General features: G+C 67.8%; 13 protein-coding genes. 9 read left to right on the forward strand and 4 right to left on the reverse strand.

The features are described from left to right. Positions 1-77 precede the first annotated feature (77 nt). Both Q7J39_RS19825 and Q7J39_RS19830 read left to right on the forward strand, forming a co-directional pair. The gene (locus tag Q7J39_RS19825; protein WP_304829540.1) at positions 78-1,577 is read left to right on the forward strand and encodes a phosphomannomutase/phosphoglucomutase; all 1,500 of its coding nucleotides are present in this window, start codon (positions 78-80) and stop codon (positions 1,575-1,577) included. A gap of 78 nt (positions 1,578-1,655) precedes the next feature. Continuing rightward, positions 1,656-2,957, forward strand: coding sequence for a UDP-glucose/GDP-mannose dehydrogenase family protein (locus Q7J39_RS19830; protein ID WP_304829543.1), 1,302 nt, complete (start codon positions 1,656-1,658; stop codon positions 2,955-2,957). 59 nt (positions 2,958-3,016) lie between these two features. Here the strand turns inward: Q7J39_RS19830 and Q7J39_RS19835 are convergent, their stop codons facing one another. Both Q7J39_RS19835 and glmM read right to left on the reverse strand, forming a co-directional pair. After that, positions 3,017-3,169, reverse strand: coding sequence for a hypothetical protein (locus tag Q7J39_RS19835; RefSeq protein ID WP_304829546.1), 153 nt, complete (start codon positions 3,167-3,169; stop codon positions 3,017-3,019). Between the two features lie 182 nt (positions 3,170-3,351). Next, complete coding sequence (gene glmM / locus Q7J39_RS19840; protein ID WP_304829549.1) at positions 3,352-4,704, reverse strand: phosphoglucosamine mutase; 1,353 nt, start codon at positions 4,702-4,704, stop codon at positions 3,352-3,354. A gap of 124 nt (positions 4,705-4,828) precedes the next feature. Here glmM and glmS point away from each other — a divergent pair, with 124 nt between their 5' ends. From glmS to Q7J39_RS19865, 5 genes are all read left to right on the forward strand, one after another. Continuing rightward, positions 4,829-6,646 carry a glutamine--fructose-6-phosphate transaminase (isomerizing) gene (gene glmS / locus Q7J39_RS19845; protein WP_304829552.1) on the forward strand — a complete coding sequence of 606 codons (1,818 nt, stop codon included), beginning with the start codon at positions 4,829-4,831 and terminating at the stop codon, positions 6,644-6,646. Positions 6,647-6,740: 94 nt separating this feature from the next. Continuing rightward, positions 6,741-7,610, forward strand: coding sequence for a UTP--glucose-1-phosphate uridylyltransferase (locus Q7J39_RS19850; protein WP_304829555.1), 870 nt, complete (start codon positions 6,741-6,743; stop codon positions 7,608-7,610). An 8-nt stretch (positions 7,611-7,618) separates the two neighbouring features. Further along, the gene (locus tag Q7J39_RS19855; RefSeq protein WP_304829558.1) at positions 7,619-8,479 is read left to right on the forward strand and encodes an SDR family oxidoreductase; all 861 of its coding nucleotides are present in this window, start codon (positions 7,619-7,621) and stop codon (positions 8,477-8,479) included. 291 nt (positions 8,480-8,770) lie between these two features. Continuing rightward, positions 8,771-9,187 (forward strand): type II toxin-antitoxin system VapC family toxin, encoded by a 417-nt coding sequence (locus Q7J39_RS19860; protein WP_304829561.1) that lies wholly within the window; start codon positions 8,771-8,773, stop codon positions 9,185-9,187. An 87-nt stretch (positions 9,188-9,274) separates the two neighbouring features. Further along, positions 9,275-9,607, forward strand: coding sequence for a hypothetical protein (locus Q7J39_RS19865; protein WP_304829564.1), 333 nt, complete (start codon positions 9,275-9,277; stop codon positions 9,605-9,607). On the opposite strand, the gene lepB is transcribed toward Q7J39_RS19865, so the two are convergent. Beyond that, the gene (gene lepB / locus Q7J39_RS19870; RefSeq protein WP_304829567.1) at positions 9,604-10,359 is read right to left on the reverse strand and encodes a signal peptidase I; all 756 of its coding nucleotides are present in this window, start codon (positions 10,357-10,359) and stop codon (positions 9,604-9,606) included. The two genes, Q7J39_RS19865 and lepB, sit on opposite strands and share 4 nt — an antisense overlap. A gap of 63 nt (positions 10,360-10,422) precedes the next feature. Next, positions 10,423-11,172, reverse strand: a complete 750-nt coding sequence (locus Q7J39_RS19875; protein WP_304829570.1) for an alpha/beta fold hydrolase — start codon at positions 11,170-11,172, stop codon at positions 10,423-10,425. A gap of 82 nt (positions 11,173-11,254) precedes the next feature. Between Q7J39_RS19875 and Q7J39_RS19880 the strand changes: the two genes are divergently transcribed. Both Q7J39_RS19880 and Q7J39_RS19885 read left to right on the forward strand, forming a co-directional pair. After that, on the forward strand, positions 11,255-12,427 hold the full coding sequence (locus tag Q7J39_RS19880; protein WP_370690120.1) for a glycosyltransferase family 4 protein: 1,173 nt from the start codon (positions 11,255-11,257) through the stop codon (positions 12,425-12,427). Beyond that, entirely contained in the window at positions 12,417-13,400 is a 984-nt protein-coding gene (locus Q7J39_RS19885; protein WP_304829575.1) for a glycosyltransferase family 9 protein, read from the forward strand. Before Q7J39_RS19880 ends, Q7J39_RS19885 begins: the two co-directional genes overlap by 11 nt. Positions 13,401-13,498 lie beyond the last annotated feature (98 nt).

Here is a 13,498-nt window from a genome sequence, read left to right on the forward strand (position 1 = left end):
TTCAAGGCTCGCGTTCGCATGGTCTTAAGGTCTCAAGACCTCTAAGAAGCCTGCCGAAGACATACGATGGAGTCCTGATGCTTCCCGTTCCGCGCGCCGACCTCGTACCCAACACCCTCGACTACGAAATCTATCCACTTGTGAAGGCCACTGGCTTTCGGGAATACGACGCGCGCTGGCTGCTGGGCCCCGACATCAACCTGCTGGGCATCGAGGCCCTCGGCCTGGGCCTCGGGACCTATATCCAGGAGCTGGGCCAGACCAAGATCGTCATCGGCCACGACTTCCGATCCTACTCCATCAATGTGAAACAGGCCCTGACCGTGGGCCTGCTGGCCGCCGGCTGCGAGGTCCTGGATATCGGCCTGGCCCTGTCGCCCATCGCCTATTTCGCTCAGTTCGACCTAGACGCCCCCTGCGTGGCCATGGTCACCGCCAGCCATAACGAGAACGGCTGGACCGGGGTGAAGATGGGCGCGCAACGGCCCCTGACCTTCGGCCCCGTCGAGATGGGCCGCCTGAAGGAGATCGTCCTCGGCGGCCAGTCCAAGATGCGCCCCGGCGGCTCCCTGACCCACGTCGCCGGTGTCGCGGAACGCTATGTCGCCGACATCGTGCGCCGCGTGGCGGTGAAGCGCCCCCTGAAGGTGGTCTGCGCCTGCGGCAACGGCACGGCCGGCGCCTTCGCGCCCGAGGCCCTGCGCCGCATGGGCGTCGAGGTCATCGAGATGGACTGCGAGCTCGACTGGACCTTCCCGCGTTACAATCCCAACCCTGAAGATCACGAGATGCTGCAGGAGATGGCCAAGGCGGTGCGCGAACATGGCGCGGACCTGGCGCTCGGCTTCGACGGCGACGGCGACCGCTGCGGCGTGGTGGACGACACCGGGGAGGAAATCTTCGCCGACAAGATCGGCCTGATGCTGGCCCGCGACCTGTCGATCCTGCACCAGAACGCCACCTTCGTGGTCGACGTGAAATCCACGGGCCTCTACGCCACCGACCCCGTCCTGGCGGCCAATGGCGCCAAGACCGTCTACTGGAAGACCGGCCACTCCTACATCAAGCGCAAGACCGCCGAACTGGGCGCGCTCGCCGGATTCGAGAAAAGCGGCCACTTCTTCTTCAACGCCCCGCTGGGCTGGGGCTACGACTGCGGCCTGACGGCGGCGGCCGCCATCCTGGCGATGATGGATCGCAACCCGGACAAGAAGCTCTCGCAGCTGAAGGACGCCCTGCCGATCGCCTACACCTCGCTCACCATGTCGCCTCACTGCGGCGACGAGGTGAAGTACGGTGTGGTGGACGACGTGGTGGCCGAGTACGAGGCCCTGGCCAAGGCCGGCGGCACGATCCTGGGCCGCAAGATCGTCGAGGTGATCACCGTCAATGGCGTCCGCGTGGCGCTCGAAGACGGCTCCTGGGTCCTGGTGCGCGCCTCCTCCAACAAGCCCGAGATCGTCGTGGTGGTGGAGAGCACCCAGTCCGACGCCGACATGCGCGCCCTGTTCCGCGAAGAGGTGAAGCCGCGGCTCGCCAAACGGCCTGAGGTCGGCGCCTACAATCAGGAAGTCTGAAGCACGGCGCCACTTTTGCTGCGCTGCAAAAAGATGTACCGGCCTGACGCAGGGCCAGCACGAATTCGGGGATAGAAGATGCACGTTACGATGATTGGCACCGGCTATGTGGGCCTGGTGAGCGGGGCCTGCTTCGCCGATTTCGGCCATGACGTGATCTGCATCGACAAGGACGCGGGCAAGATCGACCGCCTGAAGTCGGGCGGCATCCCGATCTACGAGCCGGGCCTGGATGTGCTGGTGGCCCAGAACGTCAAGGCCGGGCGCCTGAGCTTCGACACCGAGGCCGCCGAGGCGGTGGCCAAGGCCGACGCGGTGTTCATCGCCGTGGGCACGCCCTCGCGCCGCGGCGATGGCCATGCCGACCTCTCCTACGTCTATGCCGCCGCCGAGGAGATCGCCGGCCTGCTGGACGGCTTCACCGTCATCGTCACCAAGTCCACCGTGCCGGTGGGCACCGGTGACGAGATCGAGCGCATCATCAAGGCCAAGCGCCCCGACGCTCAGTTCGCGGTGGTCTCCAATCCGGAGTTCCTGCGCGAAGGCGCGGCCATCGAGGACTTCAAACGTCCCGACCGCGTGGTGGTGGGCCTGGAGGATGAGCGCGCCCGGCCGGTGATGACCGAGCTCTATCGCCCGCTCTATCTGAACGAGACCCCGATCGTCTTCACCAGCCGCCGCACCAGCGAGCTGATCAAGTACGCCGCCAACGCCTTCCTGGCGCTGAAGATCACCTACATCAACGAGATCGCCGACCTCTGCGAGGCCCTGGGCGCCGACGTGCAGCAGGTGGCCAAGGGCATCGGCCTGGACAAGCGGATCGGCGGCAAGTTCCTGAACGCCGGCCCGGGCTATGGCGGCTCCTGCTTCCCGAAGGATACCCTGGCCCTGGTGCGTACCGCCGTCGACGCCGGCAGCCCCGTGCGGCTGATCGAGACCACGGTGGAGATCAACGACGCCCGCAAGAAGGCCATGTCCACCAAGGTGGCCGCGGCCGTCGAGGGCGACCTGGCCGGCAAGACGGTCGGCGTGCTCGGCCTGACCTTCAAGCCCAATACCGACGACATGCGCGACGCCCCGGCCCTCGACATCCTGCCCGCCCTGCAAAAGCTGGGCGCCAGGATCCAGGCCTTCGACCCCGAGGGGGAAGAGGCCAAGCACATGCTGAAGGATGTGGACTTCAAGGCCGACGCCTATGAGGCGGCCACCGGCGCCGACGTCCTGGTGATCATCACCGAATGGGATCAGTTCCGGGCGCTCGATCTCGACCGGATCAAGCTGCTGATGAAGACCCCGACCCTGGTGGACCTGCGCAATATCTACAAGCCCGAGGACCTGCGCTCGCGAGGCTTCAAGTACGCCTCCATCGGGCGGGCGTAAGTCGCAGAGATGCAACGCCCCTTGGGCGTTGCTCGGACGACTCGGTCAACCTGCGGCGTCTAGCTCAGCAGGTTGAAGAGGACCGTTCCAATCCAGAGCGCGCCGGCCCAGAAGGCGACGGCGAGAAGCGCGACGAAGGCGAGGCAGGCGATCGAACTGGTCGCCCGGATCGGTCCTCGCGTCACGCCCGCGATAACGGGGTTACGCTGCATGTGTCCTCCCAGAACTCACTTCTTCTTCGTCCGGGCCGGTCGAGCGGCCCCAACATTACGAAGCTGACATGAATTCTGGAGCTTGAATACCCCGGGAAACCCTTTGTTCAGGATGCAGCGACCGCGGGGTCTTCACATGGGCGTGTAGGGCGCTGACCTCCGGATCCTTCCAGGCGTGGCGACTAGGCGGTGGCCTTCTTCACCGCGCCGACGATATCCTTGACCACGTCGCGGACCAGCTTCTCGTCGTCGCCCTCGGCCATGACCCGGATCAGGGGTTCGGTGCCCGAGGCGCGGACCACCAGACGGCCGGTTCCGGCCAGGCGCGCCTCGGCCGCGGCCAGCACCTTCTTGACCTGCTCGTCCTCCAGCGGCTTGCCGCCAGCGAAGCGCACGTTCTGCAACAGTTGCGGCACCGGCTCAAACTGGTGGGCCAGCTCGCTCATCGGCTTGTCGGCCAGCTTCAGCACCGCCAGCACCTGCAGGGCCGCCAGCAGGCCGTCTCCGGTGGTGGAAAAGTCGGACATGATCATGTGGCCCGACTGCTCGCCCCCCAGGTTGAAGCCGCCCTCGCGCATCCGCACCATCACCGCCCGGTCGCCCACGGCGGTGCGTTCCAGCTTGAGGTTCCGGGCGGCCAGGAAACGTTCGAGGCCCAGATTGGACATCACCGTGGCCACCACCCCGCCGCCGTTCAGACGGTCGCGCTTGGCCCAGTTGTCGGCGATCAGGGCCATGATCTGGTCGCCATCAACCACGTGGCCCTTCTCGTCGCAGATCAGCAGCCGGTCGGCGTCGCCATCCAGGGCGATGCCGATGTCGGCGCGATATTCCTTCACAGCCCGAACCATGGCCTCGGGATGGGTGGAGCCGCATTCCTCGTTGATATTGGCGCCGTTGGGATCGACCCCGATCTTGATCACCTCGGCGCCCAGTTCGTACAGCACCACCGGCGCCACCTTGTAGGCCGCCCCATTGGCGCAATCGATCACCACCCGCAGGCCGGCGAGACTCATGCGGCGCGGGAAGGTGGCCTTGGCGATCTCGACGTAGCGCGCCTGGCTGTCGTCGACGCGGGCGACCCGGCCCAGCGCGGCCGGCGCGGCCAGGCCGTCGGCCAGGGGCTGGTCCATCAGGGCCTCGATCTCCAGCTCGCGCTCGTCCGACAGCTTGTAGCCGTCGGGGCCGAACAGCTTGATACCGTTGTCGATGTAGGCGTTGTGCGAGGCCGAGATCATGACCCCCAGGTCCGCCCGCAGCGACCGCGTCATCATGGCGACGCCCGGCGTCGGCATCGGTCCCAGCAGGCGCACGTCCATGCCGACGCTGGCGAATCCCGCCACCAGGGCCGGTTCCACCATGTAGCCCGACAGCCGGGTGTCCTTGCCGATCACCACCATGTGACGGCGGTCGTCCTGCGACATGAACAGCTTGCCCGCCGCCAAGCCCACGCGCAGCGCCACCTCGGCGGTCATGGGATGGCTATTGGCCTGACCGCGGATGCCGTCAGTTCCGAAATAGGCGCGCTTTGTCATCAGGAGCAGCTCTCGAAACGATACGAAACTGAGATTTAGTCGACGCCGCGTTTGCGAATGCTAAAGGCGGCGTGGGCATTCAAAGATTATTGCGCCTTCGTTTGACAAAAGGAACCTCGGGTCCATGTGCGGCATCATCGGTATTGTCGGGACGGCCCCGGTTCAGGATCGGCTTCTGGAGAGCCTCAAGCGCCTGGAGTATCGCGGCTACGACTCCGCGGGGATCGCCGGCGTCGTCGGCGGCAAGGTCGAGCGCCGCCGCGCCAAGGGCAAGATCCGCGCCCTTGAGGACGTGCTGTCCGCTGACCCGCTGAAGGCCATGGTCGGCATCGGCCACACCCGCTGGGCCACTCATGGCGCGCCTACCGAGGCCAACGCCCACCCGCATCAGGCGGGCAAGGTGACCCTGGTCCACAACGGCATCATCGAGAACTTCGCCGAACTGCGCCGCGAACTGGAGGCCAAGGGCCGCAGCTTCGAGAGCCAGACCGACACCGAGGTCATCGCCCACCTGCTGGACGCCAACCTGGCCACCGGCCTGGAGCCGCTGGCCGCCCTCAAGGCCACCCTGGACCGCCTGCACGGCGCCTACGCCATCGCCGTCCTGATCGAGGGCCGCGACGACCTGATCCTCGGCGCCCGGCGCGGCAGCCCCCTTGTGGTTGGCTACGGCTCGGGCGAGATGTTCCTGGGCAGCGACGCGCTCGCCGTCGGCCCCTTCACGACTCGCATCGCCTATCTGGAAGAGGGCGACTATGTCGCCATCGACCACAACTCGGCCGCGATCTTCAACGAGCACGGCCAGGCGGTCACCCGCGAGATGCGCGTCGTCTCGCCGTCTGCGGCCCTCGTGGAGCGCGGCAACTACCGGCACTTCATGGAAAAGGAGATCCATGACCAGCCCGACGCCTGCCAGCACACGCTCTCGGCCTATCTTGATCCCGTCACCGGCAAGGCCACGGCCCCGGGCGGCATCGACTTTTCCAAGGTCGACCGCATCCAGATCATCGCCTGCGGCACCGCCTTCTATGCCGGCCTGATCAGCCGCTACCTGTTCGAGCGGCTGGCCCGCATCCCGGTGGACGTCGAGGTGGCCTCGGAGTTCCGCTACCGCGAGCCGCCGGTCACCCCGGGCACGCTCGCCATCGTCGTCTCCCAGTCGGGCGAGACCGCCGACACCCTGGCCGCCCTGCGCTGGTGCAAGGCCCAGGGGCTGACCACTGCCGCCGTGGTCAATGTCCACGAATCCACCATGGCCCGCGAGGCCGACGTCCTGTTCCCCACCCATGCGGGCCCCGAGATCGGGGTGGCGTCCACCAAGGCCTTCACCAGCCAGGTGGCCGCGCTCACCGCCCTGGCCATCGCCGCCGGCGCGGCGCGGGGCAGGATCGACGCCGCGGAGGAAGGCAGGCTCTCCAAGCTGCTGCTGGAAGCCCCGCGCCTGATCGCGCAGTCCATCGCGGTCGAGGAGGCCATCCGCGCCCTGGCGCCGGAACTCGCCAAGGCTCGAGACGTGCTCTATTTCGGCCGCGGCGCCATGTCGGCCCTGGCCCTCGAAGGCGCCCTGAAGCTCAAGGAGATCAGCTACATCCACGCCGAGGGCTATGCCGCCGGCGAGCTGAAGCACGGCCCTATCGCCCTGATCGACGAGGCCACCCCGGTGATCGTCATCGCCCCCTCAGACGCGCTCTACGAAAAGACCATGTCCAACATGAGCGAGGTGATGGCGCGCGGCGGGCCGATCATCCTGTTCACCGACGCCCAGGGCGCGGAAAACGCGCCGGCCGGGGTGAAGGTGATCATCGTGCCGACCTGCGATCCGCTGGTGGCCCCCCTGGTGTTCTCCGCGCCGATCCAGCTGCTGGCCTACCATGTGGCTGTCCAGAAGGGGGCCGACGTCGACCAGCCCCGCAACCTGGCCAAGTCGGTCACCGTCGAGTAGCCGACGGGCGCCGCAAGGTTTCGCCGATACAGTCACACGGCGGGAATGGATTTCGTGCGTTGGCTCCTCTAGTCAGGACCAGACGGAGGACTGAATGACGAAACGCGTGCGCAAGGCTGTGCTTCCCGTGGCGGGTCTGGGGACCCGGGTGCTTCCCGGCGCCAAGACCACGCCGAAGAACATGCTGAACATCTTCGACCGGCCGATCCTCTCCTATGTGGTGGAGGAGGCGCGCGCCGCGGGGATCGAACATATCGTCTTCGTCACCGGCCGCGGCCAAGGCGCCATCGAGGACTATTTCGACTCCAATCCCGAGATCGAAGGCGCCCTGGAGGCCAAGGGCAAGACCGACATCCTGGCCGAGGTCCGCGCCGACCTGCCGACGCCGGGCGGCATGAGCTTCGTGCGCCAGATGGCGCCGCTGGGCCTGGGTCACGCCGTCTGGTGCGCCCGCCACATCATCGGCGATGAGCCCTTCGCGGTCATGCTGCCCGACATGTTGATGGCCGCCGATGTCCCGGCCCTGGCCCAGGCGGTGGCCTCCTACGAAAAGGTCGGCGGCAACATCATCGCCGTGGAGCCCTGCCCGGCCGGCGAGGCCCACAAGTACGGCATCGTCGCCCTCGACGGTCAGGACGGCCGCCTGAACCGCATGACCGGCATGGTGGAGAAGCCCGCCCCGGGGACCGAGCCCTCCAACCTGTTCATCTCGGGCCGCTACATCCTGCAGCCGGAAATCTTCGATCTACTGGAGCGCCAGGGCAAGGGCGCCGGCGGCGAGATCCAGCTCACCGACGGCATGGTCCAGCTGATGAAGACCCAGACCTTCCACGCTCTGGAATATGACGGGGTCACCTACGACTGCGGCGACAAGATCGGCCTGCTGCGGGCCAATGTCGCCTTCGCCCTGCGCCGGCCGGAATTCGCCGACGCCGCCCGCGCCGCTGTCCAGGCCCTGCTCTAAGCCTGGTCATGCGCCTCTTCGTCTTCGGCTACGGTTTCTCCGCCCGCGCCCTGGCCAGGCGCCTGACCCCGCAAGGCTGGACCGTGGCGGCGACCTTTCGCGATGAGGGTGGCGCCGCACGGCTCTCGGCCGAGGGGGTCGAGCCCATCCCGCTCACCGACCCCGACGCCATCGCCGCCGAGATGGGCTCCGCCCAGGCCGTGCTGATCACCGCCCCGCCGACCGCCGAGGGCTGTCCGGCCCTGCCCGCCCTGGTGCGCCCCATGGCCAAGGTCGGGGCCTTTCCCGACTGGATCGGCTACCTCTCCACCACCGGGGTCTATGGCGACCGGCGCGGCCGCTGGGTGTTCGAGCAGAGCCGGCTGGCCGCGCAATCCACCGAGGGCGCGCGCCGGGTCGGCGCCGAGCGCGACTGGCTCGAGGTCGGCCGCGGCATGGGCCTGACCGTCACAATCCACCGGCTGCCGGGCATCTACGGCCCAGGCCGCTCGGCCTTCGACCGCCTGCGGGAGGGCCGTGCCCGCCGGGTCGCCGCGCCGGGCCAGGTGTTCAGCCGCATCCATGTCGATGACCTGGCCGCCGGCCTTGAGGCCTCCATCGCCCGGCCCCGCGCCGGCGGCATCTACAATCTCTGCGACGACGAACCGGCGCCCAACAGCCAGGTGGTGGCCTACGCCGCCAAGCTTCTGGGGATGGAGCCTCCGCCGGAAGAGGCCCTCGACCTCGACGCCCTCACCCCTGCGGCGCGGCGCTTCTATGCCGAGACCAAGCGGGTCTCCAACGCACGGGCCAAGGCCGAGCTTTGCTGGCGGCCGCAGTATCCGACCTACCGCGAGGGGCTGGCCGCGATCCTGGCGGCGGGCGGTTAGGGCCCCCATCATTGCAATCAATGATATCATTGCCTACATTGATATCATGGCCAGCATCACCGTCCGAAATCTGGAAGATCCGCTGAAAGCACGCCTCCGCATGCGGGCCGCGCATCACGGGCGCTCGATGGAGGAAGAGGTCCGATCGATCTTGCGGGACGCCCTAACAGACCCGGCGCCGAGCCGACCTCACCTCGGCGAGGCTATTCGAATGAGATTCTCCGCCCTGGGCGGCGTGGACCTGGACCTGACAGGTCGGGAGTCGTTGCGTGAACCTCCCAGGTTTGAAGAGTGATCATCCTCGACACCAACGTGGTGTCGGAACTGATGAGACCGATCCCCTCCGAGGTCGTGCGGGCTTGGCTGTCCAATCAGCCCAGCGAAACCCTCTTCACGACCACCATCACACAGGCCGAAATCCTGTACGGCGTGGCTCTGCTGCCGGAGAGTCATCGGCGCACCATGCTTCTGGCCGCCGCAGAGCAGATGTTCGCCATCGACTTCGCCGACCGGGTTCTGCCTTTCGACGGATCGGCCGCCAAGGCCTATGCGAAATTGGCGGCCGATCGCCGGCGCGAAGGACGACCTGCAGGCGCTTTAGACGTCCAAGTCGCCGCGATCGCTCAAGCGTGCGGCGCTTCTGTCGCGACGCGAAACGTCACGGACTTCTTGGGCTATGGGCCAACGATCATAGATCCCTGGGCATAGGGCCCAGACTGTCCGGACACCTTTTTCCTGTCACACGGGCGCGACATAGGCTTGGCTAGCCTCGCTCATCCTTTCGAAGACCGCACCATGACCGAGCCCAGACGACTGAAGAAAAGCGAATCCCTGGAGATTCGGATTCCGTATCCGACCAAGGAAGCCTTCATGGCCCGTTGCCGGGCCGATGGCCGCTCGGCCAGCGAGGCCCTGCGCGCCTTCATCGACCAGCAGCTGGAGGCGCCGGCCAAGCCGCGGGTCTCCCGCAAGGGCCTGCGCCTGCTCGTCGGGGCCGCGATCGCCGCGGCGGTTGGCGCTGCGGCCCTGCCGTCGCTGGCGCGCCCCAGCGTGGCCGCGGCCCAGTTCGAACGCATCGACACCAACCACGACGGCGTCCTCAGCCGCGCCGAGTACGCCGCCCGCTAGTCCAGCCGGTGGAAGGCGCGGCTCGCATCGAACCGCATCACCCAGGTCCAGGGCTTGAAGATCGAGGCGCCGCCCTTCCAGGACAGCATGATGAAGCGCGCCTTGCCCACCAGGTTCTCGGCCGGGACGTAGCCGACCCCGATCTCCTGAGGCCAGCGGCTGTCCAGCGAGTTGTCGCGGTTGTCGCCCATCATGAAGTAGCGGCCTTCAGGCACCACATAGACCTCGGTGTTGTCGCCCTCATGGTCGGGGGCGCGGTCGAAGGTGACGTAGCTGGCGCCATTGGGCTTGGGCTCGGCGTATTGCATCACCTGCACGCCCGGCGCGCCGGGGTCCTCGATCATGCCGAGCGGCTTGCGTGCGATGGCCTTGCCGTTGACGTAGACCCGGCCTCCCGCCACCCGGATGCGGTCGCCGGGCAGGCCGATCAGCCGCTTGATGTAGGTGATCTTCTTGTCGCGCGGCAGGTGGAAGACCACCACGTCGCCGCGCTGGGGCTGCTTGTCCAGGATCCGGCCCCGGAACAGAGGCGGGCTGAACGGGATGGAGTGGGCGCTCCAGCCGTAGTCGTATTTCGAGACGATGATGTAGTCGCCCTTCAGCAGGGCCGGCTCCATGGACTCCGAGGGGATCGTGAAGGGCTGGAAGAAGATGATCCGCAGCACGAGCGCGATCAGCAGGGCGGCGCCGACGGTCTTGCCGATCTCGATCAGCTCCTGCTTGGCGGACTTGGTGGCGGGTTGGCTTGTCATGGTCAAGGTCTGGCCGCGCCCGCGCCGCACGGCAATCAAAGACCTGTCCGGACACGCCGCGTCTCAGTCCGGACAGACCTCGTCGAGCGCGGCCAGCAGCCGGGCGAGGTCGGCAGGCCGCGACAGCCGATGGTCGCCGTCCTTGATCAGGCTGAAGACCACGTCGTCGCTGTTCAGCGCCTGGGCCAGCTCCAGGGCATGGCGCCAGGGAACATCGGGATCGGCCCCGCCCTGCAGGATACGCACCGGCGCGGTGATCGGCACGGGGCCCGGCAGGATCGACCAGCGGGCGCCGTCCTCCAGCAGATTGGCGGTGATCGGATAGGGCTCGCCATAGTCGCTGGGCCGCAGCCAGACGCCGTCTCGCGCCAGGGCCTCGCGGCCGGCGGCGTCGATCTCGGGCGCCATCAGCTTCTCGGTGAAGTCGGGTGCGGGCGCGATCAGCACCAGGGCCTTGATCCGGTCGGCGCGCACGGCGGCGGCCAGGCAACTGATCCAGCCGCCCATGGAGGAGCCCACCAGGACAAGCGGTCCCGCGGCGAGGTCGTCGATCACCGCCAGAGCATCCTCGCGCCAGCGGGTGATGGTCCCATCGGCGAAGTCGCCGCTGGACTCGCCGTGGCCGAAATAGTCGAAGCGGACATAGGCTCGGCCCCGCGCCTGCGCCCAGTCCGCGATCGCCGCCGCCTTGGTCCCGGCCATGTCGGAGCGGAAGCCCCCCAGCCAGACCACGGTGGGACCTTCGCCCGCCACGCGCCGCCACGCCACGCGCTCGCCGTCCGGCCGCGCCAGGAAACCCGTCTCTTCGCTCATGGCTGATCAATAGCCCGTGCGAGGAGGCCCGTCAGCGTGCGACGGGCTTTACGCGCCCCCGCAGTGCGTTATGCAGATGGCCGTGACACTGCCTCCCAACTTCACATTGCTGCAGGTCGTCCCCGAGCTGGAAACCGGCGGCGCCGAACAGACCACGATCGACGTGGCCAATGCGGTGGTGCGCGCCGGCGGCAAGGCCCTGGTGGCCACCCGCGGCGGTCGCATGACTGCGCGCCTGGAGGCCGACGGCGGCCGCCTGGCCCAGATGCCGGTGCAGTCGAAGAACCCGCTGGTGATGCTGGGCAACGCCGCCCGCCTGGTGGACCTGATCCGCAAGGAGAAGGTCAGCCTGGTCCACGCCCGCAGCCGGGCCCCGGCCTTCTCGGCCCTGTGGGCGGCCCAGGCGACGGGGACGCCCTTCGTGGCCACCTATCACGGCATCTACAACGCCAAGACCAAGCTGAAGCGCTGGTACAATGCGGTGATGACCCGGGGCGATCTGGTGATCGCCAATTCCGACTACACCCGCGACCACGTGCTGAGGGAGCATGACCTCCCGCCGGAGAAGATCGTCACCATTCCGCGCGGCGTGGACCTGGACCGCTTCAACCCCGCCTGGGTGACCCGCGAGCGGATCGCCGATCTGCGCGCCGCCTGGGGGATCGCCCCCACCGACAACCGCGTGAAGATCCTGCTGGGCGGGCGCCTGACCCGCATCAAGGGCCACCCCACCATCATCGAGGCCGCCGCCCGGATGAAGGCGCAGGGCCGGTCCAATTTCCTGATCATCTTCGCCGGCGACGACCAGGGCCGCACCGACTATCGCGAGGAACTGGAAACCTCGATCCGCGACCAGGGCCTCACCGCCGAGGTCAAGCTGGTGGGCCACTGTGACGACATGCCGGCCGCCTGCCTGGTCTGCGATCTGGCCATCCTGCCCACCACCGTCCCGGAGTCCTTCGGCCGCACCGCCGTCGAGCCCCAGGCCATGGGGCGCCCGGTGATCGCCTCCAGCCACGGCGGCGCCACCGAGACGGTGCTAGACGGCAAGACCGGCTGGCTGGTCCCGCCCGGCGACGCGAGCGCCTGGGCCGCCGCCATGACCCACGCCATCGAGCTTGGGCCTGTCGAACTTCGCAGGATGGGCGAGCTGGCCTCGGCCCGCGCCCGCCAGCTCTATTCCGCCGAGGCCATGTGCGCGGCCACAATGGAAGCCTATGAACGCGTGCTGACGGCGAGGGCCCATGGCGCGTGAGATCAAGAAGATCCTGGTGATCAAGCTGTCGGCCCTGGGGGACTTCGTCCTGGCCCTGGCGGCGATGAAGAAGATTCGCGAGGCGCACAAACGCGCCCACATCACCCTGCTGACCACCCCGCAGTTCGAGGGCCTGGCCAAGAGCTCACCCTATTTCAACGCCGTGGAGACCGACGGCAAACCCAACGGCCCCGGCGCCTGGCTGGCCCTGCGCGGCCGGATCAAGAAGGCCAAGTACGACCGAGTCTACGACCTACAGACCTCCTCGGCCTCCAACCGCATTTTCCAGATGCTGCGGCCCTTCCCGCCGGAGTGGTCGGGGATCGCCATGGGCTGCGCCCTGCCGCACAAGAATCCCCACCGCAATTCCATGCACACCCTGGAGCGCCAGGCCGACCAGTTGAAGTATGCGGGCATCTATCCCGACGCGCCGACCGAGCCCGGCAGCGCCCCGCCGCCGGACCTGTCCTGGGTGCTGCGCAAGGCGCCCCAGGAGCGCCCCGTGGCCGGCGGCGTCATGCCCCGGCCCTATGTGCTGTTTATCCCCGGCGGCTCGGCCCACCGGCTGGACAAGCGTTGGCCCGTCGACCGCTACGGCGAGCTCGGCAAGATCCTCTACGACCGCGGCTTCGACATCGTCATCCTGGGCGGCCCCCAGGAGAGCGCCGAGGCCCGCCAGATCCAGCGCTATGTCGGCAAGGCCCGCGACCTCACCGGCCGCACAGACTTCGCCCGCATCGCAATCCTGGGGGCCAAGGCCGCCCTGGTGGTGGGAAACGACACCGGACCGCTGCACCTGGCCGCGGCCACGGGCGCGCCGACCATCGTGTTGTTCTCGCGGGCCTCGGACCCCAATCTGTCGGCTCCGCGCGGCCATGTGGCGGTGCTGCAGGCCGATAATCTGGGCGATCTGGCTGTGGCGAGCGTCGCACAGGCGGCGAATGCTTTGGCCCCAGCCCCCGGCGGCGCTTGATCGCGAGGGTCCGCAAGGTCATATACTGTCCGAACGACCCCGGAGCGCATTGCGTGGCCGGCGCGTTCGCCTTGAAATAGCTCACGGAGCAAAAGCCT

The organism is Phenylobacterium sp., assembly GCF_030651185.1.
Taxonomy (GTDB): domain Bacteria; phylum Pseudomonadota; class Alphaproteobacteria; order Caulobacterales; family Caulobacteraceae; genus Phenylobacterium.

What these genes read in the sequence shown, in the direction of transcription:
- Q7J39_RS19825 (WP_304829540.1), top strand. Translation starts at nt 78, where the DNA reads ATGCTTCCCGTTCCGCGCGCCGACCTCGTACCCAACACCCTCGACTAC.
- Q7J39_RS19830 (WP_304829543.1), top strand. Translation starts at nt 1,656, where the DNA reads ATGCACGTTACGATGATTGGCACCGGCTATGTGGGCCTGGTGAGCGGG.
- Q7J39_RS19835 (WP_304829546.1), bottom strand. Translation starts at nt 3,169, where the DNA reads ATGCAGCGTAACCCCGTTATCGCGGGCGTGACGCGAGGACCGATCCGG.
- glmM (WP_304829549.1), bottom strand. Translation starts at nt 4,704, where the DNA reads ATGACAAAGCGCGCCTATTTCGGAACTGACGGCATCCGCGGTCAGGCC.
- glmS (WP_304829552.1), top strand. Translation starts at nt 4,829, where the DNA reads ATGTGCGGCATCATCGGTATTGTCGGGACGGCCCCGGTTCAGGATCGG.
- Q7J39_RS19850 (WP_304829555.1), top strand. Translation starts at nt 6,741, where the DNA reads ATGACGAAACGCGTGCGCAAGGCTGTGCTTCCCGTGGCGGGTCTGGGG.
- Q7J39_RS19855 (WP_304829558.1), top strand. Translation starts at nt 7,619, where the DNA reads ATGCGCCTCTTCGTCTTCGGCTACGGTTTCTCCGCCCGCGCCCTGGCC.
- Q7J39_RS19865 (WP_304829564.1), top strand. Translation starts at nt 9,275, where the DNA reads ATGACCGAGCCCAGACGACTGAAGAAAAGCGAATCCCTGGAGATTCGG.
- lepB (WP_304829567.1), bottom strand. Translation starts at nt 10,359, where the DNA reads ATGACAAGCCAACCCGCCACCAAGTCCGCCAAGCAGGAGCTGATCGAG.
- Q7J39_RS19875 (WP_304829570.1), bottom strand. Translation starts at nt 11,172, where the DNA reads ATGAGCGAAGAGACGGGTTTCCTGGCGCGGCCGGACGGCGAGCGCGTG.
- Q7J39_RS19885 (WP_304829575.1), top strand. Translation starts at nt 12,417, where the DNA reads ATGGCGCGTGAGATCAAGAAGATCCTGGTGATCAAGCTGTCGGCCCTG.